Here is a 23,723-nt window from a genome sequence, read left to right on the forward strand (position 1 = left end):
CCCTGCGGCACTGACTGGAGGGGCAGGCCGCCCGGGCCGGGAAGCCCGCTGCGCCGGGAAACAGTAGGGCCACGCCCGGAAAATACAAAGCCCCTGGCCCCCCAGTGAGGCTGGTCATCGCATCCGGGCGTGGCCCAACGCCGTTATCGCCTAAGTACTGGTGAGGACTGGTGAGACCGCCCACCCCACTTCCAGCGCAGCTAGATTGAACCTATGTGATGGTGAACACGTTTGACAAGTGTTTCGGCGCCGGAGGATTCCCTTGCCCCCTCGGCCACCCCGGCCTACATTTAATTCACCAGGTGATGAATTCCCCGGCGGATCCGTCAGGGGAAGCCCTGCGCGGTGACGGAGGCGTTATGGCCCACCCGGAAGCACCCCTGGCGGAGGTCCGCCGGCAGGCCATCCCGGCCGTCGCGGCGTCCTCACTGACCGTGAAACTGGGACGGCGTACCGTGCTGGCCGGGCTGAACTTCAGCATTCCCGCAGGACGCATCACCGGTCTGCTGGGACCCTCCGGAAGCGGCAAGACCACGCTCATGCGCACCATCGTGGGAGCGCAGCGCATAGCCGGCGGCACCGTCGAGGTGCTGGGCCTGCCGGCGGGCAGTGCCATCTTGCGGCGGCAGGTTGGGTACGTCACCCAGTCCCCCAGTGTCTATCCGGACCTGACCGTCGAAGCGAACGTCCGCTATTTCGGTGCCATGCACCGGAAAGGGAAAGCCGACGTGGCCGAGGCGATTGCCGCCGTCGGCCTCGACGCACTGGCACGGCGCAAGGCCGCCGACCTCTCCGGCGGCCAGGTCAACCGCGTCTCCCTGGCCTGCGCACTGGTGGCCCACCCCCGCCTGCTGGTGCTGGACGAGCCCACCGTCGGCCTGGACCCTGTCCTCCGGGCCGACCTGTGGGAACGGTTTCGGGCCATGGCACGGGCCGGGACAACCCTCCTGGTCTCCAGCCACGTCATGGAAGAGGCCAGCCGCTGCGACACGCTGCTGCTGTTGCGGGAGGGCCGGCTCCTCGCCCAACTCACGCCGGACGAGCTCAGCAGGCGCGGACACAGCAGCAACCTGGAACAGGCCTTCCTGGCCATTATCCGGAACGCGGACCACGCCGGGACAGCCGATGAAGCGGAAGCCGTGGCATCGTCCCGCCCGGAAGGGACGGTGCACTGATGGATATCCTGATGATGCTCGCCACCACCCGCCGGGTGCTCAGCCAGCTCCGCCACGACCACCGCAGCATTGCCCTGATCCTGGTGGTCCCGGCGCTGCTGCTCACGGCGGTGTACTTCCTCTATGAGAATGAGGTGCTGCCGCCGGGCGTTCCCCGGACGTTCGACCGGGTTGGCCTGATGATGCTGGCGATCTTTCCGTTCGTGGTGATGTTCCTGGTCACCTCCATCACCATGCTCAGGGAACGTATGTCCGGGACCTTGGAGCGGCTGCTCACCACGCCGGTGCACAAGGCGGACCTGTTGTTCGGGTACGGCATGGCCTTCTCCCTGATGGCCGCACTCCAGTCACTGGTGGCTACAGCGGTGGCCTACTGGATTTTTGGCCTGGACATCGCCGGCGCCCCCGGCTACGTGGTGCTGATCGCGGTGATCAACGCCGTCCTGGGCGTCGCGCTGGGCCTGTTCTGTTCGGCCTTTGCCAGGACCGAATTCCAGGCCGTCCAGTTCATGCCGGTAGTGGTGGTGCCGCAGATCCTGTTGTGTGGACTGTTCGTTGCCCGGGACCGGATGAATGACGTACTGGAAGCCATCTCCAACGTGCTCCCCCTGACGTACTCGGTGGACGCCCTCCAAGAGGTCGCCGCCCATACTGAGGCAACCAGCCGGTTGTGGCAGGACGCGGCGGCCATGGCCGGCATCTCACTCGGCGTGCTGGTGCTTGCCGCGTTGACGCTCCGCCGGCGGACAGCGTGACCTTTCCCGGGCCAGCGGATCCGGGAGGGAGTCCGGCGGGTTCCGCCGGCCGCTCGAAGGCTTCAGGGCGCCCGGCGGGCTTCGGGCGCCGCGGACGCCGCGTGGGCGCCACCGCGTCCCGCGACCACATCCTCGACGCCGCCCGGAGGCTTTTCGCCGAACACGGCTTTGACGGGACCAGCCTGCGCCAGGTGGCCCGCGCCGCGGGAGTGGATCCGGCCATGATCCACCATTTCTTCAACGGCAAGGACGAACTCTTTGCCCTCAGCGTGGAACTGCCTGCCGACCCGGAGCAGGTCCTTGCGGGCATGGCGAAATCGGACCCTGACCAGCGGGCCGAGTTGATGGTCCGCACGGTCCTCCGGCTCTGGGAAAGCCCCGCCCAGGCCGGCCTCCTGGCCTTCCTGCGCGGAACCATCGGGTCCACGGCCAGGACGTCGCAGCTTCGGGAGGCGGTGGCACGCCGGGTGATCACCAGGATCACGGCTTCGGTTCCCGGGCCGCCGCAGGAAGTGGCGCTGCGCGGAAGCCTCGTGGCAAGCCAGATCGTGGGTTTGATGATGGTCCGTTACGTGGTGCGGCTGGAACCGCTCGCGTCAGCACCCGCGGATGATGTGGTGCGGCTGGTGGCACCCACGGTGCAGCGCTACCTCACCGGCCCTATTTGACCAGGGCAGCAGCCGAGTCGAGGAGCGCACCGGCCCGTTGGACGGCGTCGTCCTCGCTCGCGCCCCCGGAGGCGACGGAAGTGAGCACCACGCCCTGCTGCACCGCCTGCGCCGTGACCGTGGACTGCGTACGGCCGTCCGGCAAGGTGGCGTCCGTACGATATGCGAAGACGCCGGGAACAGAGCCCACGCCCTGCAGGGCCTTCACGGTGACCGAGACCTCCATGCCCGAGGCCGTCATGGTCATGGAGGAGCACTTGGCCAGCTGGTCCGCGGAGCTGGCCACCTTGCCCAGCAGGCTCTGGTCCAGGCCGGCGATCAGCGATAGCGCGGTCGCCGCACCTGTGCCGGCGTCGGTGCTCATGCCGATGGCCATGGTGGCGCCATCGACGTTCGGCACGGCGCTGGCAGCTGCGAGTTCCTTGCACTCCGCGGGCTTGACGTCGATCGACGCGAGCATAGTCTTGGTCTGGTCCAGCGTCTTGGTGATATCAACGGCGGGCAGGACTGTCAGCCTGCGGTCCGCCGAGTCCCTGACCTGCCCCACGATGGCAGCAAGCTGTTCGGACGTATAGGCCTTGGCGGTAGGCGTGGGCGTTGCCGCGGGAGTTGGGGCGGCTGTGGTCTGTGACGCCGCGGGCGCTGCGGTCGGGGAATCCGCGGCCTGCGGGGCGGCCGGTCCCCCGCACCCGGATACCGCCATGGCCAGGAGGGCAGAAGCCCCGAATGTTCCCAGCACGGTCTTCTTCATTTTTCCCCCAATTTTCAGTTCTCCTCCGGCGGACGCCGCTAGAAAAGAACTGTAGCGAACGTACCCACCTGCCGGAAGCCGACACGTTCGTACGTGGACCGGGCCTTGGTGTTGAAGCCGTTGACGTACAGGCTGGTCACGGGCGCGATCTTCTGCGCTCTTTCCACCACGGCGGACATGTAGCCGGAGCTCAGCCCCTGGCCGCGGTACCGGGGATTCATCCACACACCCTGGACCTGGGTGACGTCCGCGGTGACGGCCCCCAGTTCGGCCTTGAAAACCACTTCATGTGCCTCGTTCAGGTGGACCAGGGAGTGGCCCTGCCGGATGAGGCCTTCCACCCGGCGGCTGTAGAACTCCCGGCCGCCCAAGTATGGCGAGTATCCTACTTCTTCCTCAAACATGGCGGCGCAGGCCGGAAGGATACGGTCAAAGTCGGCCAAGTTGCCCTGGGCCAAACCCGGGTGGGGCTGGACCCGTGGCCGCTCCGCGATGACCATCAGCGGCTGGTCCGCCCGCACTTCGTGGGCACGGTGGCCCAGTTGGGCGAGTTCCGCATGAAGGGCCAGCACTGCCTCCGCAGGCCCAAAGGCGGACGCATACCGGCGCCCGGAGCTGTTCGCGGCCCCGGCTACCAGCGACGCAAGGGCGGGGTCCAGCTGGACCGGCACCAGGTTTGCCCCGGCCCAGCAGGCACCGGAAAGGACGCCGTTGTCGAACACGCCCAGAACGCCGGCGCCTCCGGCAGTGGGTGCTGCGGTGCCCGTGGCGCGCAAATGCGCCAGGATGAACACGTTGGTAACGGGATCCTGCTGCGCCAGACTGGTCAGCGCCGCGGTGTCCTGGCCGTCAAGCGTTCGGACGGAAATACCCGCAGGGTCGGGATCGTCCCTACGAGACGCTAACCACGGGGCTACCCTTGACAGCATCTTCGCCATCGGCCTCCCCCATCTCTTCCGCGATACGCATGGCCTCTTCGATCAGTGTCTCAACAATCTGGCTCTCAGGGACAGTCTTGATGACCTCGCCCTTCACAAAGATCTGGCCCTTGCCGTTTCCGGACGCAACGCCGAGGTCCGCTTCGCGGGCCTCGCCCGGACCGTTCACGACGCAGCCCATGACAGCGACGCGCAGCGGGATCTCCATCCCTTCCAGCCCGGCGGTGACCTGCTCGGCCAAAGTGTAGACGTCCACCTGGGCCCGTCCGCAGGAGGGGCAGGAGACGATTTCCAGCTTGCGGGGACGAAGGTTGAGGGACTGGAGGATCTGGTTGCCCACCTTGATTTCCTCCACCGGCGGGGCGGACAGGGACACCCGGATGGTGTCACCGATCCCCCGGGACAGCAGGGCCCCGAACGCGGTGGCGGACTTGATGGTCCCCTGGAACGCGGGGCCGGCCTCGGTGACGCCGAGGTGCAGCGGCCAGTCGCCCTTTTCGGCGAGCATTTCGTAGGCGGCCACCATGATCACGGGGTCGTTATGCTTGACCGAGATCTTGAAGTCGTGGAAGCCGTGTTCCTCGAAAAGGGACGCTTCCCAGACAGCGGACTCGACGAGCGCTTCGGGGGTGGCCTTGCCGTACTTCTTGAGGATGCCCGGTTCCAAGGAGCCTGCATTGACGCCGATCCGGATCGAGGTGCCGTGGTCCTTCGCGGCGGCCGCGATTTCCTTGACCTGGTCATCGAACTTCCGGATGTTCCCGGGGTTCACGCGCACTGCCGCGCAACCGGCCTCGATGGCGGCGAAGACATACTTGGGCTGGAAGTGGATGTCTGCGATCACCGGGATCTGGGACTTGCGGGCGATGATGGGCAGCGCCTCGGCATCGTCTGCGGACGGGCACGCGACGCGCACGATGTCGCAGCCGGACGCCGTCAGCTCAGCAATCTGCTGGAGGGTGGCGTTGATGTCCGTGGTGGGCGTGGTGGTCATGGACTGCACGCTGATGGGGAAATCAGATCCCACGCCTACCGAGCCGACTTTGATCTGGCGCGTCTTGCGGCGGGGTGCCAGGACGGGCGGCGGTGCTGACGGCATTCCCAGGCTGACCGAGGTCACGTGGACTCCTTGGGTTGAAAGGGTAGGGATGCGGTTACGCGGCGAGCCCGGCAAGCATGCCGGTGACCGGTGACCATTCAGTGATGCGGGTCCCGGCGATGACGCCCGCCGCGGCAAACGGGTCCTGCTTAAGGATCGAGTTCAGGGCAGCTTCGTCTGTTGCCGTGAAGATCAGGAGGGCACCGGCCCCGTCGCCGTAGGGTCCGCTGGCCACGATGACACCGTCCTGCGCCAAGCCGCCTGTCCATTCGCGGTGCGCGGGCCGGACCTCGTTGCGGGTTTCGGTGGAGTTGGCGGCGTAAACGTACTCAACGGCAAAAACTGTCATACGGCTACCCTATCGCCATGCCTGCCTTCGTACCCATCCGGGCTGTCCCGGTTCGAGGACGCGGTGGACGTTTACTGCAGGAAAAGGACTTTGGCGGTGGCTGCGATTCCTGCCGCCCAGAGCATGGAGGTGAGGGTTCCGATGATGAAGCGCTCCGCGGCCACAGGGGTCTCCTTGAGTTCAGCGAACCTGCCGAGGCCCTTGATCGCGACGATGTAGGCGATGGCGACCGGCTGGCCGGCCAGGATGGCAAGGCATACGCCGAGCCGTTCCAGCACGCCGATGATGGCGCCGCCGCGCAGGATGCGCTGGCCCGGAGCCGACGCTGCTGCGTCCGTTCCGTTCGACGTCGCCGGCCCGGGTTGCGCCGTCAGCTCGCCGTCCACCGTGACGTCGGCGGACGGGTCCTGGGCAGCGGAGCCGGCGTCCGTTGCCGTCGTGGCGGCATCGGTTTTGTCGTCAATGGTCCTGGCGAGCTTGAACACCAAGGCCGTCACCGGCCATCCCACGAAACCTGCCACCGCCAAGGCCACGGCCACCCACACTGCGGTCACTTGACTCCTCCATCGCCGGCTCCGGTTTCCTGTACGGCCGGGACCACCTGTGCTTGGGCGAGATCAAGCAGCAGCGATGCGGCCGGCCGTGCTGCCCATTCTTCCTGCCATCCGGAGCGAAGCACGGTACGGCTCACGGACTGCTCCGATATTCCAAGTTCCCTGGCCACCTGCTTTTGGCTGCCGTGCCGGGCCGGACCAGGCCGGCCGGCTCCGGGCGCGCCGGCGTCCAGGTGCCGCAGCGCGTCAACCACCCGCCACTGGGCTTCCGTCCGCTCTTGGACCAGGCGGCCCAGCAGCCGGAGCACCGCTTCGGCTTTGGCGCATGTCCGCTCCCCTTCCCCGGCCGGGGTATTCCCGCCCGCCTCCCCCGCCATGATGCCGGCCACCACTGACACCGGCACTTGGGAAGCGGCGGCCTTGGCGCGCTCAACGGCCTTCCGGGCAGCCACGAACGCGGTACCGGTGCCTTCCCGCGGGCTGGCACCCGCCGGCAGCGTCACGGTTCCGACGCCGATGCCGACGTACCAGTGCCCTTCGCGGAGCGCGTACAGGGCGATGTCCACGACGGCATCAGCGTCCCGCACCACCCCTTGGACTTCGTCGCCGACCGACCGCTCGAAAGCCGGCCTGCCGGCCCCGGCAGGTTCGAGGCGCGCGATCTGCTCAATGAAACCCGGGACCCGGTCCAGGTCACCCGTGCTGCCACGCTGGTCGATCGTCATTACGAACATAGATCAACCATAGGCGGGTGATTCATAACAATCAATCAAATCTGACTGATTTAGCAAAGTCAGCCTAAATCGGCTGATGTCAGAACAGATTGACGGGCTTGACGATGTCCGCGTAGATCAATAGGGCGCTCATGCCCATCAACAAAGCCGCCACGACGTAGGTCACGGGCAGCAGTTTCGCGATGTCGAACGCTCCCGGGTCCGGCCGGCCGCGCAGCCTGGCTACGGCGCGGCGCGCTCCTTCGTACAGGGCTCCGGCCACATGGCCGCCGTCAAGGGGCAGCAGCGGGATGAGGTTGAATACGGCCAGTGCGAAGTTCAGGCCAGCCAGCAGGCCCACGAGGGTGGCGAGCCGGGACTGGAGCGGGACAGCTTCCATGGCGGCAACCTCGCCGGCCACCCGGCCCACGCCCACCACGCTGATGGGGCCGTTGGGGTCCCGGGGTTCCTCGCTGAAAGCGGCCTTGGCTACGCCCACCACACGGGCGGGCAGGTTGAACACCACGCCGGCCACCTGCCGGATGTTCTCTCCGGCCATGGGCAGGACGGACGACGCCGGCTGGGACACGAGCGCCGTTTGCGCGCCGATGCCAAGGAAACCGACGTCCTGGTACTGGAGGTTGCCGGCAGCATCGGTGACCTGCCGCCCGTCGGCGCCCATCACGGGCCGGGAAGACAGGACCGGCGTCACCGTGGTTGACACGGCAGCGCCGTCCCGCTGAACGGTGATGGCCACTTCCTTGCCGGCAGAGGCGCGGATCCACTCCGTCAGCTGGTCCCAGCTGGTGACGGCCTTGCCGTCGAAGGAGGTGATGGTGTCATTGGGTTTGAGCCCCGCCGCTGCCGCGGGGGTCAACTGGCAGTCGGCAGAGTCGGGATCGACGGTTTGCCCTGCGGCCACTTGGCATTTGGAGACGTCGGAGATGGTGGTGGTGGCGGTGGCAATGCCAAATCCCATCAGGAGGACGGCCGTCAGCACCACCCCGAGGACCATGTTCATGGCCGGCCCGCCCAGCATCACGATCACTTTTTTCCAGACCGGCAGCCGGTAGAAGACGCGGTCGTGGTCGCCGGGTCCTACCTCTTCGTGGGCTAGTGACCGGGCTTCCGTAGCCAGCGTCTGGAACATCCCGGTACTGGAGGGCCGGACCGAGCCGTCCTCCTTGTTGGGCGGGTACATGCCGATCATCGAGACGTAGCCGCCCAGCGGAACGGCTTTCACGCCGTACTCGGTTTCACCCTTGCGGCGTGACCAGAGGGTGGGCCCGAAGCCGATCATGTACTTGGTGACGCGCACCTTGAAGAGCTTGGCCGGCACCAGGTGCCCCACCTCGTGGAGGGCGATGGACACGGCAATGCCGACGGCCACGAAGACGACGCCGAGGATGAAAAGTAGGACAGGGGTCATGGAGGTGCTGCTGCTTCCTAGAGACTGCTGACTGCTAAACGTTCGTGGGCGCGGGCGCGTGCCCAGCTTTCAGCATCCAGCACCGACTCCACTGTCAGCCCGGAGGAACCTGAATGTTCGCTGAGCACCCCGTCCACGGTATCGACGATGTCGGTGAACCGGATCCGGCCCGCATGGAACGCCGTAACGGCCTCTTCGTTGGCCGCATTGAAAACAGCAGGGAAGGTGCTGCCTTGCTTGGCGGCGTCCTTGGCAAGGTCAACGGCCGGGAAGGCTGCAGCATCCAGGGGTTCAAAGGTCCAGGTGGCGGCCTGGGTCCAGTCGCAGGCGGGCGCGGCCATGGGTACCCGGGCCGGCCAGCCCAGGCCAAGGGCAATCGGAAGCCGCATGTCCGGCGGGGAGGCCTGGGCAATGGTGGAGCCGTCAACGAACTGGACCATCGAATGGACGACGGACTGCGGGTGCACCACCACATCGATCCGGTCGAGCGGGATATCGAACAGCAGGTGGGCTTCGATGACTTCCAGTCCCTTGTTGACCAGGGTGGCCGAATTGGTGGTGACCATGACCCCCATGTCCCAGGTGGGGTGCGCCAGCGCCTCGCGTGGCGTGACGGAATGCAGCTGCTCCCGGCTCCTGCCGCGGAAAGGCCCCCCCGAGGCGGTCAGGATGAGCCGGTCCACCTCGGCTGCCGTACCTGCGCGCAGGCACTGGGCGATCGCCGAGTGTTCCGAGTCAACGGGCACAATCTGGCCTTCCTTGGCCGCAGCCTTGACCAGGCTGCCGCCAACGATCAGCGATTCCTTGTTGGCCAGGGCCAGGGTGGCCCCGGAGCGGAGTGCCGCAAGGGTGGGCGCCAGGCCAATGGAACCGGTGATGCCGTTGAGGACCACATCCGCTTCCACCGCGGCGATCCGGGCCGAGGCGTCAGGTCCGGCCGCGATTTCCGGGCGGTACCCGGGACGGCCGGCGGCGGCTGCTGCTTCCCGGATAAGGGATTCCAGCCGGCCGGGGTCACCGGCGGCGATGCCCACCACGGCGGCGCCGGTGTGGACCGCCTGGCGGGCCAGCAGTTCAAGGTTGCCGCCACCGGCACTGAGTGCCACCACCTCGAACAGGTGCGGGGCGCCGTCGACGACGTCGATCGCCTGGGTGCCGATGGAACCGGTGGATCCGAGGAGGACGATTCTGCGTGGCTGCATCCGTTAAGTATCCCGCACGCGGCCGGGCCTGCTGCGCCTTGACCGCCGGGCGGCCGGGCGTAACGTGGAAACCGTGGACTGGCTCACCTGGTTCGATGCGCCGGAGTATGAATTTGCCCGGCAGGTGCTGCAACGGGGCGTCGCAGCGTTGTACTTCGTTGCGTTCCTGTCCACGCTGAACCAGTTCCCGGCCTTGCTCGGAGAGCGCGGCCTCCTTCCGGTGCCGGACTTCCTGGCCGCGTTTTCCCGGTTGTCCCGGCCCACGCTGTTCCGTTGGCGGTATTCCGACCGGCTGCTGCGCGGTGTCTGCGCCGCAGGCCTGGCGGTCTCGGCGCTGCTCGTCGCCGGGCTCCCCCAGGCCGGACCGCCCTGGGTTCCATTGCTGGCGTTCCTTGCCCTGTGGCTTTTGTACATGTCCATCGTGAACGTGGGGCAGACCTTCTACGGGTTCGGCTGGGAGATGCTGCTGCTGGAGGCCGGTTTCACCGTGGCCTTCCTGGGATCGGACCAGACGGAACCGCCGCGGACCATCCTGATCCTGGTGGTGTGGCTGGTGTTCCGGCTGGAATTCGGGGCAGGCATGATCAAGATCCGCGGCGGCCGCGAATGGCGGGACCTGACGGCCTTGTACTACCACCATGAAACCCAGCCCATGCCGGGCCCCCTCAGCAGGCAGGCACACCTGCTGCCGAAGCCGCTGCACCGGGTCGAAGTGGTGGGCAACCACATCGCCCAACTGGTGGTGCCGTTCCTGCTGTTCGCCCCGCAGCCGGTGGCGGGCGTGGCGGCGGCCGTCGTCGTGGCCACCCAGCTGTGGCTGGTGGCGAGCGGCAACTTTGCATGGCTGAACTGGATGGCGATCATCCTGGCGTTTGCCGCGGTCAGCGATCCCGTGGCCCACGCCGTGATCCCGGCCGTCCCGGCGGACTGGCACGCCGGCGCAGCACCGGCCACTCCCCTGTGGTGGCTGGCCATAACGCTGGCGGCGTCCCTCCTGCTGCTGGTCCTTAGCTACTGGCCTTTGCGGAACCTCTTCTCCCGCCGGCAGCTCATGAATGCCAGCTTCAACCGGTGGCAGCTGGTCAATGCCTACGGCGCCTTCGGCACGGTGACCAGGCAGCGCATCGAGATCGTGGTTGAAGGAACCTTGGACGGGAACCCCGGGGACGCGTCGGACTGGCGCGAGTACGGCTTCAAGGGCAAACCCGGCGATGTCAGCCGCATTCCCCGGCAGTGGGCTCCGTACCACCTGCGGCTGGACTGGCTGATGTGGTTCCTGCCGCTGCGGAGCGTGCACGAGGAATGGTTCTATGCCTTCCTGGGCAAACTGCTCGTGGCGGACCGGCAGGTGTTGCGGCTGCTCCGGCATGACCCGTTCGACGGCGCCGCGCCGCGCCTGGTGCGCGTGCGAAGTTTCCATTACCGCTTCGCCACCCGGAAGGAGCTCCGGGAGACCGGGAACCGCTGGGTGCGGACGCTGCTGTACGAGCCCATTCCGCCCACGTCCCTTCGCCGGCCGACGGGACGGAAGGGCAGCTAGGCGTCCCTGCCTGCACGGCGCAGGATGCCTTCGGCGTGCTTCAGGATTGGCCCGTCGATCATCTTTCCGTGGTGTTGGAAGACCCCGCTCCCGGCCGCCGCGGCAGCGTCCAGCAGTTCACGCGCCGCGGCCACCTCCTCCTCGGAGGGAGCGTAGGCTTTGCGGACCACGGCAGCCTGGCCTGGATGGATACACGCCTTGGAGCCGAACCCGGAGGCCACGGCGTCGGCGGTTTCGTCCGCCAGCCCGTCGAGGTCGGGGATGTTGGTGTACACGGCGTCGATGGCTTCCTTGCCCAAGGCCCTGGCGGCCAGCAGCACCGAGGAGCGGGCGTGCAGGGCGACCGCCCGGTAGCCGCCGTCGTCCTTCCTGCTGGAGGTGCCGCCCAACGTGGCCACGAGGTCCTCTGCTCCCCACATCAGGGCCACAACGTTGGGGGCAGCCGCAATGGCGGGGGCGTTCAGCACGCCCAGGGCCGTTTCGCACAGCGCAATGACCTGGTAGCCTTCCAGCGCCTTAAGCTGTTCAGCCGATTCCGCCTTGGCGAGCATCACCGTGCGGTACGGCGTGTGCGCCAGGCAGTGCAGGTCCTTCGCGAAGTCGTCCGTGCCGACCGGGTTGACCCGGACGATGGTCCGGCTGGGGTCAAGTTCGGGATCGTCTCCTGCAGCGCCCGCCTGGGCCAGGATTGCCCCGCGCGCCCGCTGCTTGTCCGGTGGCGCCACGGCGTCCTCGAGGTCCAGGATCACGGCGTCCGCCCGCGCTGCGGCTTTCAGGTAGCGCTCGGGGCGGTCGGCGGGGCAAAAGAGCAGGGCCGGGCCCATCACAAATGTCATACGGGCATTCTCCCCTGTGCGCCGGGCTGGTCCTGGTGGGCGCCCCGGGTCCACATGAGGCAGCTTCTGGTGGCCCGTGCCACCACGGCTCCGTCCTGGTTGCGCCCGGTGTGCTCCATGGTGACGATGCCCTGGCCGGGCCGGGAGGCCGAAAGCCGCTTGCCGGTGATCACGGTCTCGGTGTAGAGCGTGTCCCCGTGGTAGAGCGGGTGCGGGAAGGAGACATCGGTCAGCCCGAGCTGGGCGATGATGGTCCCCTGGGTCAACTGGGTGACGGACTGCCCCACCATGGTGGCGAGCGTGAACATCGAGTTCATCAGCCGCTGGCCAAAGGGCTGCCCCGCGCTCCAGGCCGCGTCCAGGTGCAGCGCCTGCGTGTTCATGGTGAGGGTGGTGAAGAGGACGTTGTCCGTTTCCGTCACGGTGCGTCCGGGCCGGTGGGCATACAGCACGCCCTCCTCCAGCTCGTCGAAGTAGAGCCCGCGCTGCTCGATGACGCGCCTGCCGCCCCCTCCGGCCGTTGGGCCGGCCGGAACTCCATCAGTGGGGTTGGTGCCGGTCATACGGTGAGTTCCTGGTCTTCTTCGTACAATTCCGCACCGGTGGCGGCCACCACGTCTTCGACGGAAACGTTGGGGGCCAGCTCGCGCAGCACCAGCCGGGAGGGGCCGCCGTCCCGGACGACGTCGATCACGGCGAGGTCGGTGATGATCCGGTCCACGCAGCCTTTGCCGGTCAGCGGGAGCGAGCACTCCCGGACGATCTTGGGATTGCCGTTCCGGTCCACGTGCTCCATCATCACGATCACGCGCTTGGCGCCAAACACCAGGTCCATGGCGCCGCCCATTCCCTTGACCATCTTTCCCGGGACCATCCAGTTGGCGAGGTCTCCGTTGGCGGCCACTTCCATCGCGCCCAGGACGGCGAGGTCCACGTGGCCGCCGCGGATCATGCCAAACGACGTTGCCGAGTCGAAGAACGCCGCACCCCGGTTTACCGTCACGGTCTCCTTGCCGGCATTGATCAGGTCCGGATCCACCGCGTCCTCCGCCGGGTAGGGGCCGACGCCCAGGATCCCGTTCTCCGAGTGCAGCACCACTTCCACCCCGGCCGGGATGTAGTTGGGTATCAGGGTGGGCATGCCGATGCCCAGGTTGACGTACTGGCCGTTGCGGAGTTCCCGGGCAACCCTGGCGGCCAGTTCGTTCCGCGTCCAGCCTTTGCTGCCTGCTGCGGCGGCGGCTCCGCCGGGCCCGGGTTGGTGCCCGCCGCCGCGCCGGTATTCCGGACGGACCGCTTCCGGGCGGGGCGCCTCGGGGCTGTTGGGATCCATGGTCATGCTCCTGCCTGCTGGTCACTGCCGGCGGGGCTTCCGCCCGCCGCGGCCGGGGCCGCCAGGGCCACCGTCCGCTTTTCGATGCGCTTTTCCCCGCCGGCCGCCAGGACCACCCGCTGGACGAAGATCCCGGGGGTGTGGATGTGTTCGGGGTCCAGTTCGCCGGGTTCGACGAGTTCCTCCACCTCGGCGATGGTGATGCGTCCGGCCATGGCGCAGAGCGGGTTGAAGTTCATGGCCGTGGCATGGAAGACCAGGTTGCCGTGCCAGTCACCTTTCCAGGCGTGCACCAGCCCGTAGTCGGGGGTGAGGGATTCTTCCAGGACGTAGTCCACTCCCCCGAAGGAGCGCACTTCCTTGGCCGCGGAGGCGATGGCAATGCCGCCGTCGGCGTCGTACTTCTGCGGCAGACCGCCGTCGGACACCTGGGTCCCCACCCCCGCCTTGGTGTAGAACGCGGGGATGCCGGCGCCGCCGGCGCGCAGCTTCTCGGCCAGGGTGCCCTGCGGTGTCAACACCACCTCGAGCTCACCGGCAAGGTACTGGCGGGCGAACTCCTTGTTCTCCCCCACGTAGGAGCTGATGGTGCGGCGGATGCGGCCGTCGCGGAGCAGGATACCCAAGCCCCAGTCATCCACGCCGCAGTTATTGCTGACCGTTTCCAGGCCAGTAGTGCCGGCGCGGTGCAGGGCGTCGATCAGGGCCACCGGGATTCCGCACAGCCCGAACCCGCCAACCGCCAGGGACGCCCCGTCCGGGATGTCCGCCACGGCGGCGTCGGCGCTGGCTACAACCTTGTCAATCATCAATGATCCTTTCAGGCCGGCTGCGATCCGTACTGCTGGCGCAGGTGCTTACAGTCCCAGTTCACGGGCGATCAGCATCAGCTGGACTTCCGTGGTGCCCTCCCCCACTTCAAGGATCTTGGAGTCGCGGTAGTGGCGTGCCACGGTGAACTCGTTGATGAAGCCATAGCCGCCAAATACCTGGGTGGCATCCCGCGCGTTGTCCATGGCCGCCTCGCCTGCGACCATCTTAGCGATGGCCGCCTGGGTCTTGAACGGCTTGCCGGCCAGCATCCTGGCGGCCGCATCGTAGTAGGCCAGGCGGGCCGTGTGGGCCCGCGCTTCCATCCGCGCGATCTTGAAGGAGATGGCCTGGTACTTGCCGATTTCGTGGCCGAAAGCGCGGCGCTCGCGGGCGTATTTGACGGACTGGTCAACGCAGCCTTGGGCGGCGCCGGTGGCCAGGGCGGCGATGGCAATCCGGCCCTCGTCCAGGATGGACAGGAAATTCGCGTAGCCGCGGCCCTCGGTTCCCAACAAGTTTTCTTCCGGGACCCGGACATCCTTCAGGGTCAGCGGGTGGGTGTCGGAGGCATTCCAGCCCACCTTGTTGTAGGGCTTTTCCGCCTTGAAGCCCGGGGTGCCGGTGGGCACCAGGATGGTGGAGATGTCCTTCTTGATGCTGCCGTCGGGGCGTTCCTGCTGCCCGGTGACGGCGGTGACGGTAACCAGGCGGGTGATGTCGGTTCCCGAGTTGGTGATGAACTCCTTGTTGCCGTTGATCACCCAGTGACCGTCCTCCCGCCGGGCGTGGGTCTTGGTACCGCCGGCGTCAGAGCCGGCCTCGGGTTCGGTGAGGCCGAAGCCTGCGAGCGCCTGGCCGGACGCCAGCATGGGCAGCCATTCCTGCTTCTGGGCGTCGGTTCCAAAGCGGTACACCGGCATGGCACCCAGGGAAACGCCGGCCTCCAGCGTGATGGCCACCGACTGGTCCACCCGGCCGAGTTGTTCCAAGGCCAGGGCGAGCGCGAAGTAGTCGCCGCCCATGCCGCCGAATTCCTCCGGGAAGGGCAGCCCGAACAGGCCCATTTCGGCCATCTGTTTCACCACGTCATACGGGAAGCTGTGTTCCTCATCGTGTTTGGCGGAGACAGGGGCCACCACGTTGTCCGCGAAGTCGCGGACGGTGTCGCTGAGGTCCTGGTATTCCTCGCTGAGTTCGAATCCGGTCATGGTCAGGCTCCTTCGCCTTGGCTGGTGGCTGTGTCTGTGTCTGTGTCGATATCTGCGGGCGCTGGTTCCGCGTCTGCAGGGTGGGGGTGCACGGTGGCCAGGACCTGGTCGGCCTTCACGAGGTCGCCGGTGCGGGCGCTGAGGTGCACGGTGCCGGCCAGCGGCGCAACGAGGTGGTGCTCCATCTTCATGGCCTCCACGGACACCAGGACCTCCCCGGCCTGGACCGCGTCGCCGTCGGTGACCGGGACGGCCACCACGGTTCCCGGCATTGGCGAGCGCACCTCGGGGTCCGCTGAGCCTTCTTCGCGTTGAATGGCGGCCAGCACCCGGTCCAGCCGTGCCTCCCGGGTCAGGACCTCAAGCCGGCAGGACCAGCCATCACTGCCCAGGAAGAGCCGTGTGGGCCGGCCGGGGCTTGCGTACACCGCGTAAATTTGGGTGTCGTCGCCGAGCCGGAGGACGGCCCGCCGCGGGTCCTCGAGGGACAGTCCGGCGCGCTCCTGCTTTCGCCCGTCAACGGCTGCCGTCACGGCGGCAGCCACGGCGGGACTTCCGGTGACCTCAACCGTGGCCACGCCGTCGTCGGCCGTTCCCAGGCTGATCCGGCGCGGTGCCGGCGTTCCGAGCCGCCAGCCGTTGTGGGCCCGCCACGGTCCGCTCCCCGGGGCAGTGTTGTGGTCCTCCAGGGAGAGCGCGTACAGCGCCGCGGCCACCAGTTCGGCGTCACCGGCCTTCCGGAATTCCATGCCGGGCAGCTTGCGTTCGATCAGGCCGGTGTCCAGGTGGCCGGCCTTGACGTCGGAGTCGTTCAGCAGGAGCCGCAGGTACTCCACATTGGTGTCGATGCCCAAGGCGGTGTAGCGGGCCAGGGCCTCATCAAGGGTCGCCAGCGCGGCACCGCGGTCTTCGCCCCACGCGATGACCTTGGAAATCATGGGGTCATAGTGGGCCGGGAGTTCCAGGCCCTCCAGCAGGGAGGAGTCCACCCGGACCCGGCCCCCGGCCGGGGATGGCAGTTCGTCCAGCACCAGCACGGTCCCGGTGGAGGGGAGGAAATTCTTCTCCGGCACCTCGGCGTACACGCGCGCTTCCACGGCATGGCCGGAAAGTTCGACGTCGGCCTGCCGGAGCGTCAGTTCGGCACCGGCGGCGATCCTTACCTGCCATTCCACGAGGTCGGTGCCGGTGACCATTTCGGTCACCGGGTGCTCCACCTGCAGCCTGGTGTTCATCTCCATGAAGAAGAACTCGTCCGGTGCGTCGTCGGAAACCAGGAATTCCACGGTTCCGGCGCCCCGGTAGTTCACGCTGCGGGCTGCATTGCAGGCCGCCTCGCCGATCCGTGCCCGAATGGCCGCCCCGTCCGGAAGGCCCTCCAGCAGCGGCGACGGCGCCTCCTCGATGACTTTCTGGTGACGCCGCTGCAACGAGCATTCCCGCTCGCCCAGGTGGATGACGTTGCCGTGGCTGTCCGCCAGCACCTGCACTTCGATGTGCCGTGGGGTGGTCACCAGGCGTTCCAGGAACAGGGTGTCGTCGCCGAACGCGGCGGCGGCCACGCGCCGGGCCGTTGCCAGGGCGGCGGCCAGGTCCTCCGGTTTTTCGACGGCGTGCATCCCCTTGCCGCCGCCGCCGGCGGAGGGCTTGATCAGGAGCGGAAAGCCGACCCCGCCGGCTGCCTCCACCAGTTCGCTGTCGGTCATGCCGGGCTCGGCGATGCCAGGTACCACGGGCACGCCGTAGCCGGCCACGTGGTTCTTGGCCCGGATCTTGTCCCCCATGACGTTCAGGGCCTCCACGCCGGGTCCGATGAACGTGATGCCGGATTTCTCCAAGGCGCGGGCGAAGTCCACGTTCTCGCTGAGGAAGCCGTACCCCGGGTGGACGGCCTCGGCGCCCGATTGCCGGCACGCCTCAATGATGGCGTCCGCGCTCAGGTAGCTGTCGACGGCGGCTGCCGGGCCGATGCGCACGGCCGCGTCAGCTTCGCGGACGTGGCGGGCGCCGGCGTCGGCATCGCTGTAGACGGCCACCGACCGGATGCCCAGGCGGCGCAGGGTCCGGATGACCCGGCAGGCGATTTCACCGCGGTTTGCCACCAGGACCGTGCCGAAAAGGCGTGGGGTGGACGTGCCGCCGGGGGCTGGATCTGTTCGGGTTTGCATGGTCATTGAGGGCTCACATCCGGAAGAGGCCGAAGGAGGTCTCCGGCAAGGGGGTGCGGGATACGACGTCGAGCGCCAGTCCCAGGACGGTGCGGGTGTCTGCGGGGTCGATCACGGCATCGTCCCAGAGCCTGGCCGTGGAGTAGTAGGGGCTGCCTTGGTCCTCGTACTGGCGGCGGATGGGTGCTTTGAACGCCTCTTCGTCGCTTGCCGGCCATTCTTCGCCGGCCGCCTCGTACTGGTCGCGTTTCACGGTGGCCAGGACGCTGGCGGCCTGGTTGCCGCCCATGACGGAGATCCGGGCGGCGGGCCACATCCAGAGGAACCGCGGCGAATAGGCCCGGCCGCACATCGAATAGTTGCCGGCGCCAAAGGAGCCGCCGATAACCACCGTCAGCTTGGGAACGCGGGCGGTGGCTACGGCGGTCACCATCTTGGCGCCGTTCTTGGCGATGCCGCCCTGCTCGGCGTCCTTGCCCACCATGAAGCCGGAGATGTTCTGCAGGAACAGCAGGGGGATGCCGCGCTGGTCGCAGAGTTCGATGAAATGGGCGCCCTTGAGCGACGATTCGCTGAAGAGCACGCCGTTGTTTGCCACGATTCCCACGGGGTGTCCGCAGATCCGGGCGAATCCCGTGACAAGGGTGGTGCCGTATTCCCGTTTGAACTCGTGGAACCTGCTGCCGTCCACCAGCCGGGCGATGACTTCGTGGACGTCGTAGGGGGCGTTGACGTCCGTGGGCACGGCGCCGTAGATTCCGACAGGGTCCACGGCGGGTTCGACGACGGGCTCCACCTGCCAGGCGGGCGCGGCGGGCGGTGGGAGGGTGGCAACGATATCCCGGATGATCTGCAGGGCGTGCTCGTCATTTTCGGCCAGGTGGTCGGTCACCCCGGAGATGCGTGCGTGCACGTCTCCACCGCCGAGTTCCTCCGCAGTCACGATCTCCCCGATGGCGGCCTTCACCAGGGGCGGGCCGCCCAGGAAGATCGTGCCTTGGTTCCTGACAATGACTGTCTCGTCGCTCATGGCGGGGACGTAGGCACCGCCGGCGGTGCATGACCCCATGACGGCGGCGATCTGCGGTATCTTCGCGGCGGAGAGCCTGGCCTGGTTGTAGAAGATGCGGCCAAAATGGTCCTTGTCCGGAAAGACCTCATCCTGCTTGGGAAGGAACGCCCCGCCCGAATCCACCAGGTAGATGCAGGGCAGTCCGTTTTCGAGGGCTATCTCCTGGGCACGCAGGTGCTTCTTCACCGTCATCGGGTAGTAGGTGCCGCCTTTGACGGTGGCATCGTTGGAGATCACCAGCACCTGCCGCCCGTGCACCAGTCCGATCCCGGCGATGACCCCGGCGCCCGGTGCGTCGTCGCCGTACATCCCGTTGGCAGCCAGCGGCGCGATTTCCAGGAACGGGCTGCCGTCATCCAGCAACTGGTCGATCCGGTGCCGTGGCAGCAGCTTCCCCCGGGCCACGTGCCTCTCCCGCGATTTCTGTGGGCCGCCGAGGGCCGCGTCCGCCAGCCTCTTCCGGAGGTCGCCGGCGAGAGCCAGTTGCGCTTCCCGGTTGGCGCGGAAGGACTCGCTTGCGGGGTCGAGCCTGCTGGCCAGGGTCTCCATTGACGATCCGTTCCTGTCTGGACCGGGCCGGCTCCAGGCCAACTCGGTTAGTGACTAATAACTGAAATTCAGGTTAGTCTCGATTAACTGTGATGTCCAACACATGGCGGTGTTGGTAGAATCTGCGTCGGTCCGAGGAGGAAAAGTGCCAAGCACGGGAACACAGTCCAGCAACGCCGCGCAGCCAGGCACCACGCCGCACCCGGCTCCCACCACACAGCGCGGCAAGGCGAAGGAGAACCGGCGGCAGGCCCTGCTCACCGCGGCGGCTTCACTGTTCGCACTGAACGGGTTCAACCGGGTGTCGCTCGAAGACCTTGGTGCGGCCGCGGGCGTGAGCGGCCCCGCGGTGTACCGCCATTTCCCGGGCAAGCAGGCAGTCCTCGCCGACCTCCTGGTGACCGTGAGCCAGGAACTGCTGGACGGCGGACGCCAGGTGGTGGAAGACAGCGCCGACCCGGCAGCCGCCCTGCGCCGGCTGGTGGAGTTCCAGGTGGATTTTGCGCTCGGCAAGCCCGACGTGATCCGCGTCCAGGACCGGGACCTCAGCAACCTCTCCGAGCAGGACCAGTCCGCGGTGCGCTCCCTGCAGCGCAGCTACGTGGAGTTATGGGTGGACGTCCTCGCCGGAGTCCACCCCGGGACGGACGCTGCCGAACTCCGCATGCGGGCGCACGCCACCTTCGGCCTCATCAACTCCACTCCGCACTCCGTCCGCAGCCATGGCCGGCGGATGGCGGCAGGCGTGGCCCGCCCCCTGCTTGAGCGCATGGCACTGGCAGCGCTGCTGGCGGACAGTGCAGGGGACGCCCCGCCCTCCCGCTAGACCATGGTGAGCACCATTCCCGGCTCGGCCAGGATGGTGCCGACGTCGGCCAGGAACCGGGAGCCTTGTTCGCCGTCCACCAGCCGGTGGTCGAAGGACAGGCTCAAGGTGATCACTTGGCGCAGGGCCACCTCGCCCCGGTATTCCCACGGCAGGGTCCGGACGGCGCCCAGCCCCAGGATGGCCGCTTCACCGGGATTGAGGATGGGGGTACCGGCGTCGATGCCAAAAACGCCGATGTTGGTGATGGAAATGGTGCCCCCGGACAGCTCGGCAGGCGTGGTCTTGCCGGCGCGGGCCGTTTCCGCGAGCGCCGTCAACGCCTGGGCGAGCTGCGGAAGTTGCATGGTGTCCGCATCCTTGATGTTGGGAACGGTGAGTCCCCGGGGCGTGGCCGCCGCGATGCCAAGGTTGACGTAGTTGTAGGTGACAATTTCCTGGTGTTCCTCATCCCAGTGCGAATTCAGCGCCGGATTCCTGCGGAGGGCGACGAGGACTGCCTTGGCCGCGAGCGTCAGCGGGGTGAGCTTGAAGCCGGCGAACTCCCTGCTGTTCTTGAGCCTGGCCAGCAGTTCAAGGCTTGGCGTCACGTCCACGGTGAGGAATTCGGTGGCATGCGGGGCGGTGAAGGCACTCTGCACCATGGCGGCCGCGGTGTATTTGCGGACGCCCTTGATGGGAGTCCGGGTTTCCCGCTCCCCCAACCGGCTGCCTGAGCGGGCCACCGGCTCCGCCAGGGGCGGGACAGCTTCTTCGCCGTGTCCGGCAAATCCCCGGACGTCTTCCCTGGTGATCAACCCGCCAGGCCCGGTGCCGGGAACCCGTGCCAGGTCCACCCCCAGGTCCCTGGCCAGCTTGCGCACCGGTGGTGTGGACCGTGGCCGCTCGGCGGTTGCAGTGTCAGCAGGCCTAGTTTCGGCAGGCTCAACCACCGAAGGCCCGGTTTGGACCGGCGCGGTTTTAACCGGCTCAGTTTTGAGCGGCTCGATTTTGACCGGCTCGGTTTTGACCGCGCCAACCACCGGGGCGGCGAAGTTCCGGGGCCGGCGGGCCGGCCGGCCGGAGCCTTCGACGACGGCGCCGTAGCCCACCAGGTTCGGTTCCCGTTTCTGCGTTTCCGCGCCGCGCTCCCCCGGCTCCGCCGTCAACGTGCCGGACGGGCCCGAAGGTGCCGTTCCGGCGTCGTCCGGCACCTCGAACGAGACAATGGGTTTGCCCACCTCAACCACGGACCCGGGCTGCTCGTGGAGCTCCTTGATAACCCCGGCATACGGAGAGGGAAGCTCCACCACGGCTTTGGCTGTCTCCACCTCGGCAATGACCTGGTTCAGGCTGACGGTGTCCCCAACGTCCACTTTCCAGCTGAGGATTTCTGACTCTGTGAGCCCTTCGCCCAGGTCAGGGAGACGGAATTCCTTGATCATGGTGGCGCTCATCCTTCCAGCCCGCTCAGGGAATTCGGGCGGCCCAAGGCGCGGTCCACGCCGTCGAGGATACGGTCCAGGCCCGGCAGGTGGTGCATTTCCAGCTTGGAGTACGGGTACGGAATGTCGAACCCGGTGACCCGGACCGGAGCAGCTTCGAGGTGGTAGAAACACCGCTCGGTGATGCTGGCGGCCACTTCCGCTCCGAGGCCGCCGGACTGTCCGGCTTCGTGCGTGACCACCAGGCGCCCGGTCTTGCGCACGGAGGCGACCACGGCGTCGTAGTCCACCGGGGCCAGCGAGCGCAGGTCGATGACTTCGAGGGAGATTCCCTCCTCGACTGCGGCCGTGGCCGCGTCCAGTGCGGTCTTGACCAGGGGTCCGTAGGCCACCAGGGTGGCGTCGGTGCCCTCGGTCAGCACGCGGGCCTTGTCCATGGGCAGGGCGGAAGAAAGGGCGGCCGACTCGTCCACCTCGCCTTTGTCGTGGTAGCGGCGCTTGGGTTCGAAATACAGGACGGGATCGTCGCAGGAAATGGCCTGCTGGATCACGGTGTACGCGTCCTGGGGGTTGGAAACGGCCACCACGCGCAGCCCGGAGGTGTGTGTGAAGTACGCTTCCGGGGACTCGGAGTGGTGCTCCGGCGAGCCGATCCCGCCGCCGAAGGGAACCCTGATGGTGATGGGCATCTTCACCGCGCCGCGTGTGCGGTAATGCAGCTTCGCCACCTGGCTGACAATCTGGTCGAACGCCGGATAGATGAATCCGTCGAACTGGATCTCCACCACAGGGCGGTAGCCGCGGTAGGCCAGGCCGACGGCAGTCCCCACGATGGCGGATTCGGCCAGCGGCGTGTCCACCACCCGGTGGGTGCCGAAGTCTTTTTGCAGGCCGTCGGTTACCCGGAACACGCCGCCGAGGGCACCGATGTCCTCGCCGAGGAGGACCACCTTGGAGTCGCTTTCCAGCGACTTCCGCAGGCCGGCGTTTATGGCGCGGGCAAAGGTCAACTGGGTCATCAGCGTGCACCTTCCTCTGAAACTGCTCCTGCGGGGTCGCCGAATGAGGCCAGGTAGCGGGCGTAATGGTCCTGCTGGCGTTCAAGCCAGGAGTTGGGGGTGCTGTAGACGTGCTTGAAGACGTCCATCGGCTGGGGATCCGGCATGGTGGTGCAACCGCGGCGCATTTCCGCTGCCACGGAATCGGCCTTGCGCCGGACCTGCTCCTGCAGCTCCGCGGTCAGGAGGCCCTTCCGGTCCAGGAGCGATGCCAGCCGGGAGACGGGGTCCTTTGCCGCCCAGTCCTCCAGTTCGTTGGCGTCCCGGTAGCGGGTGGGATCATCGGCGGTGGTGTGCGGTCCCATCCGGTAGGTGACGGCTTCGATGAAGGTGGGGCCGCCGCCGCGCCGCGCCCGGTCCAGTGCAAGCCGGGTGCCTGCCATGACAGCCAGGACGTCATTGCCGTCCACCCGCAGGCTGGGGATGCCGAAGCCTGTGGCCCGCTCCGCAAGGTGGATGTGCGACTGCAGCCGTACGGGCTCGGAGATGGCCCAGTGGTTGTTGGTGCAGAAGAACACCACGGGGGCCTGGAAGCTGGCGGCGAACACCATGGCCTCGTTGACGTCGCCTTCGCTGGTGGCGCCGTCGCCGAAGTAGGTAACTGCCACGGCATCGGCGCCGTCGTTCTGGATGCCCATGGCATAGCCGGTGGCATGGAGGGTTTGGGCGCCAATGATGATCTGCGGCGTTGCCATGTTGATGCTGTAGGGGTCCCAGCCGCCGGAGGCGTTGCCGCGCCAGACCCGGAGCAGATCTGTCAGGTCCACTCCCCGGCAGTAGGCCACGCCGTTCTCGCGGTAGCTGGAGAAGACAAAGTCGTCCGCCCGCATGGCGCGTCCCGAACCGATCTGGGACGCCTCCTGCCCCAGCAGCGGCGGCCAGAGCGCCAGCTCTCCCTGCCTTTGCAGGGCGGTGGCTTCAACATCGATCCGCCGGATGACCGTCATGTCCTCGAACAGCGAACACAACTGCTCGTCGGTGATGTCCTTGACCCAAAAATCGAACTCCGGGTGGCTGATCCGCTCGCCTTCCGGGGTGATCAACTGGAGGAGTTCCTGCCCGGACGCGGTGGATTCCCCTGCGTTGTCGGGGGTGATTGCACCGCCATGGCCCGTTTCGTCTGTAGACACGATTGCCGCAACCTTCGTACGTCGTTGACCTGTGGTTTTCGGGCTTTTGGCTCCAGCCTCCACCGGCCTTCCGGGCGCCATTGCCCCAGATACTGTGACCCTACTCACAATGCTCAGGGGGTACAACCACCAC

General features: G+C 67.3%; 23 protein-coding genes. 5 read left to right on the forward strand and 18 right to left on the reverse strand.

Going from position 1 to position 23,723, the window contains the following annotated elements; translation table 11 throughout:
- Positions 1-359 precede the first annotated feature (359 nt).
- The 3 genes from DFO47_RS18820 (at position 360) to DFO47_RS18830 (ending at position 2,598) form a co-directional block, all read left to right on the forward strand.
- Positions 360-1,175, forward strand: a complete 816-nt coding sequence (locus DFO47_RS18820; RefSeq protein ID WP_133832608.1) for an ABC transporter ATP-binding protein — start codon at positions 360-362, stop codon at positions 1,173-1,175.
- Positions 1,175-1,930, forward strand: coding sequence for an ABC transporter permease (locus DFO47_RS18825; protein WP_166651756.1), 756 nt, complete (start codon positions 1,175-1,177; stop codon positions 1,928-1,930). The genes DFO47_RS18820 and DFO47_RS18825 overlap by 1 nt, the downstream gene beginning before the upstream one ends.
- Positions 1,931-2,031: 101 nt before the next feature.
- Positions 2,032-2,598 (forward strand): TetR family transcriptional regulator, encoded by a 567-nt coding sequence (locus tag DFO47_RS18830; RefSeq protein WP_133832609.1) that lies wholly within the window; start codon positions 2,032-2,034, stop codon positions 2,596-2,598.
- On the opposite strand, the gene DFO47_RS18835 is transcribed toward DFO47_RS18830, so the two are convergent.
- From DFO47_RS18835 to dxr, 8 genes are all read right to left on the reverse strand, one after another.
- Positions 2,591-3,349, reverse strand: coding sequence for a hypothetical protein (locus tag DFO47_RS18835; protein ID WP_133832610.1), 759 nt, complete (start codon positions 3,347-3,349; stop codon positions 2,591-2,593). The two genes, DFO47_RS18830 and DFO47_RS18835, sit on opposite strands and share 8 nt — an antisense overlap.
- 38 nt (positions 3,350-3,387) lie before the next feature.
- Positions 3,388-4,278, reverse strand: coding sequence for a DUF4081 domain-containing GNAT family N-acetyltransferase (locus DFO47_RS18840; protein WP_133832652.1), 891 nt, complete (start codon positions 4,276-4,278; stop codon positions 3,388-3,390).
- Positions 4,241-5,407, reverse strand: a complete 1,167-nt coding sequence (ispG, locus tag DFO47_RS18845; RefSeq protein ID WP_018763462.1) for a flavodoxin-dependent (E)-4-hydroxy-3-methylbut-2-enyl-diphosphate synthase — start codon at positions 5,405-5,407, stop codon at positions 4,241-4,243. Before ispG ends, DFO47_RS18840 begins: the two co-directional genes overlap by 38 nt.
- Positions 5,408-5,441: 34 nt before the next feature.
- Positions 5,442-5,735, reverse strand: coding sequence for a YciI family protein (locus DFO47_RS18850; protein ID WP_018763461.1), 294 nt, complete (start codon positions 5,733-5,735; stop codon positions 5,442-5,444).
- A gap of 71 nt (positions 5,736-5,806) precedes the next feature.
- The gene (locus tag DFO47_RS18855) at positions 5,807-6,289 is read right to left on the reverse strand and encodes a hypothetical protein (protein WP_133832611.1); all 483 of its coding nucleotides are present in this window, start codon (positions 6,287-6,289) and stop codon (positions 5,807-5,809) included.
- Positions 6,286-7,023 (reverse strand): hypothetical protein, encoded by a 738-nt coding sequence (locus DFO47_RS18860; RefSeq protein WP_026265062.1) that lies wholly within the window; start codon positions 7,021-7,023, stop codon positions 6,286-6,288. The genes DFO47_RS18855 and DFO47_RS18860 overlap by 4 nt, the downstream gene beginning before the upstream one ends.
- A 79-nt stretch (positions 7,024-7,102) precedes the next feature.
- Complete coding sequence (locus DFO47_RS18865) at positions 7,103-8,431, reverse strand: site-2 protease family protein (protein WP_133832612.1); 1,329 nt, start codon at positions 8,429-8,431, stop codon at positions 7,103-7,105.
- Between the two features lie 17 nt (positions 8,432-8,448).
- Positions 8,449-9,633: a 1-deoxy-D-xylulose-5-phosphate reductoisomerase gene (gene dxr / locus DFO47_RS18870; protein WP_133832613.1), complete on the reverse strand. Its 1,185-nt coding sequence runs from the start codon at positions 9,631-9,633 to the stop codon at positions 8,449-8,451.
- 73 nt (positions 9,634-9,706) lie between these two features.
- On the opposite strand from dxr, the gene DFO47_RS18875 reads away from it, so the two are divergent.
- On the forward strand, positions 9,707-11,173 hold the full coding sequence (locus DFO47_RS18875) for a lipase maturation factor family protein (RefSeq protein ID WP_133832614.1): 1,467 nt from the start codon (positions 9,707-9,709) through the stop codon (positions 11,171-11,173).
- Here the strand turns inward: DFO47_RS18875 and DFO47_RS18880 are convergent.
- The 7 genes from DFO47_RS18880 to DFO47_RS18910 are packed head-to-tail and all read right to left on the reverse strand — an operon-like array spanning position 11,170 to position 19,152.
- Entirely contained in the window at positions 11,170-12,009 is an 840-nt protein-coding gene (locus DFO47_RS18880; RefSeq protein WP_109044931.1) for a CoA ester lyase, read from the reverse strand. The genes DFO47_RS18875 and DFO47_RS18880 overlap by 4 nt on opposite strands.
- Positions 12,006-12,572, reverse strand: a complete 567-nt coding sequence (locus tag DFO47_RS18885; RefSeq protein WP_243835542.1) for a MaoC family dehydratase — start codon at positions 12,570-12,572, stop codon at positions 12,006-12,008. Before DFO47_RS18885 ends, DFO47_RS18880 begins: the two co-directional genes overlap by 4 nt.
- Complete coding sequence (locus tag DFO47_RS18890; RefSeq protein ID WP_133832654.1) at positions 12,569-13,342, reverse strand: CoA transferase subunit B; 774 nt, start codon at positions 13,340-13,342, stop codon at positions 12,569-12,571. The genes DFO47_RS18885 and DFO47_RS18890 overlap by 4 nt, the downstream gene beginning before the upstream one ends.
- 2 nt (positions 13,343-13,344) lie before the next feature.
- Positions 13,345-14,151, reverse strand: a complete 807-nt coding sequence (locus DFO47_RS18895) for a CoA transferase subunit A (protein WP_133832615.1) — start codon at positions 14,149-14,151, stop codon at positions 13,345-13,347.
- Positions 14,152-14,199: 48 nt separating this feature from the next.
- Positions 14,200-15,363: an acyl-CoA dehydrogenase family protein gene (locus tag DFO47_RS18900; RefSeq protein ID WP_133832616.1), complete on the reverse strand. Its 1,164-nt coding sequence runs from the start codon at positions 15,361-15,363 to the stop codon at positions 14,200-14,202.
- A gap of 2 nt (positions 15,364-15,365) precedes the next feature.
- Positions 15,366-17,537: a biotin carboxylase N-terminal domain-containing protein gene (locus DFO47_RS18905; RefSeq protein WP_133832617.1), complete on the reverse strand. Its 2,172-nt coding sequence runs from the start codon at positions 17,535-17,537 to the stop codon at positions 15,366-15,368.
- A gap of 7 nt (positions 17,538-17,544) precedes the next feature.
- A complete protein-coding gene (locus DFO47_RS18910) occupies positions 17,545-19,152 on the reverse strand; it encodes a carboxyl transferase domain-containing protein (protein ID WP_133832618.1) in 1,608 nt (535 codons plus the stop codon).
- Positions 19,153-19,297: 145 nt separating this feature from the next.
- Here DFO47_RS18910 and DFO47_RS18915 point away from each other — a divergent pair, with 145 nt between their 5' ends.
- The gene (locus DFO47_RS18915; protein WP_018763448.1) at positions 19,298-19,978 is read left to right on the forward strand and encodes a TetR/AcrR family transcriptional regulator; all 681 of its coding nucleotides are present in this window, start codon (positions 19,298-19,300) and stop codon (positions 19,976-19,978) included.
- On the opposite strand, the gene DFO47_RS18920 is transcribed toward DFO47_RS18915, so the two are convergent.
- The 3 genes from DFO47_RS18920 to pdhA are packed head-to-tail and all read right to left on the reverse strand — an operon-like array spanning position 19,975 to position 23,590.
- Positions 19,975-21,402 carry a dihydrolipoamide acetyltransferase family protein gene (locus DFO47_RS18920; protein ID WP_243835544.1) on the reverse strand — a complete coding sequence of 476 codons (1,428 nt, stop codon included), beginning with the start codon at positions 21,400-21,402 and terminating at the stop codon, positions 19,975-19,977. The genes DFO47_RS18915 and DFO47_RS18920 overlap by 4 nt on opposite strands.
- Positions 21,403-21,410: 8 nt before the next feature.
- Positions 21,411-22,421, reverse strand: a complete 1,011-nt coding sequence (locus DFO47_RS18925; RefSeq protein WP_133832621.1) for an alpha-ketoacid dehydrogenase subunit beta — start codon at positions 22,419-22,421, stop codon at positions 21,411-21,413.
- The gene (pdhA, locus tag DFO47_RS18930) at positions 22,421-23,590 is read right to left on the reverse strand and encodes a pyruvate dehydrogenase (acetyl-transferring) E1 component subunit alpha (RefSeq protein WP_133832622.1); all 1,170 of its coding nucleotides are present in this window, start codon (positions 23,588-23,590) and stop codon (positions 22,421-22,423) included. The genes DFO47_RS18925 and pdhA overlap by 1 nt, the downstream gene beginning before the upstream one ends.
- Positions 23,591-23,723 lie beyond the last annotated feature (133 nt).

Origin of the sequence: Arthrobacter sp. AG258 (assembly GCF_004364695.1) — a bacterium.
Classification (GTDB): domain Bacteria; phylum Actinomycetota; class Actinomycetes; order Actinomycetales; family Micrococcaceae; genus Arthrobacter.

Coding starts and splice junctions, on each gene's coding strand:
- DFO47_RS18820 (WP_133832608.1), top strand. CDS start 360: ATGGCCCACCCGGAAGCACCCCTGGCGGAGGTCCGCCGGCAGGCCATC.
- DFO47_RS18825 (WP_166651756.1), top strand. CDS start 1,175: ATGGATATCCTGATGATGCTCGCCACCACCCGCCGGGTGCTCAGCCAG.
- DFO47_RS18835 (WP_133832610.1), bottom strand. CDS start 3,349: ATGAAGAAGACCGTGCTGGGAACATTCGGGGCTTCTGCCCTCCTGGCC.
- DFO47_RS18840 (WP_133832652.1), bottom strand. CDS start 4,278: ATGCTGTCAAGGGTAGCCCCGTGGTTAGCGTCTCGTAGGGACGATCCC.
- DFO47_RS18850 (WP_018763461.1), bottom strand. CDS start 5,735: ATGACAGTTTTTGCCGTTGAGTACGTTTACGCCGCCAACTCCACCGAA.
- DFO47_RS18860 (WP_026265062.1), bottom strand. CDS start 7,023: ATGTTCGTAATGACGATCGACCAGCGTGGCAGCACGGGTGACCTGGAC.
- DFO47_RS18865 (WP_133832612.1), bottom strand. CDS start 8,431: ATGACCCCTGTCCTACTTTTCATCCTCGGCGTCGTCTTCGTGGCCGTC.
- dxr (WP_133832613.1), bottom strand. CDS start 9,633: ATGCAGCCACGCAGAATCGTCCTCCTCGGATCCACCGGTTCCATCGGC.
- DFO47_RS18880 (WP_109044931.1), bottom strand. CDS start 12,009: ATGACATTTGTGATGGGCCCGGCCCTGCTCTTTTGCCCCGCCGACCGC.
- DFO47_RS18885 (WP_243835542.1), bottom strand. CDS start 12,572: ATGACCGGCACCAACCCCACTGATGGAGTTCCGGCCGGCCCAACGGCC.
- DFO47_RS18890 (WP_133832654.1), bottom strand. CDS start 13,342: ATGGATCCCAACAGCCCCGAGGCGCCCCGCCCGGAAGCGGTCCGTCCG.
- DFO47_RS18895 (WP_133832615.1), bottom strand. CDS start 14,151: ATGATTGACAAGGTTGTAGCCAGCGCCGACGCCGCCGTGGCGGACATC.
- DFO47_RS18900 (WP_133832616.1), bottom strand. CDS start 15,363: ATGACCGGATTCGAACTCAGCGAGGAATACCAGGACCTCAGCGACACC.
- DFO47_RS18905 (WP_133832617.1), bottom strand. CDS start 17,537: ATGACCATGCAAACCCGAACAGATCCAGCCCCCGGCGGCACGTCCACC.
- DFO47_RS18910 (WP_133832618.1), bottom strand. CDS start 19,152: ATGGAGACCCTGGCCAGCAGGCTCGACCCCGCAAGCGAGTCCTTCCGC.
- DFO47_RS18920 (WP_243835544.1), bottom strand. CDS start 21,402: ATGATCAAGGAATTCCGTCTCCCTGACCTGGGCGAAGGGCTCACAGAG.
- DFO47_RS18925 (WP_133832621.1), bottom strand. CDS start 22,421: ATGACCCAGTTGACCTTTGCCCGCGCCATAAACGCCGGCCTGCGGAAG.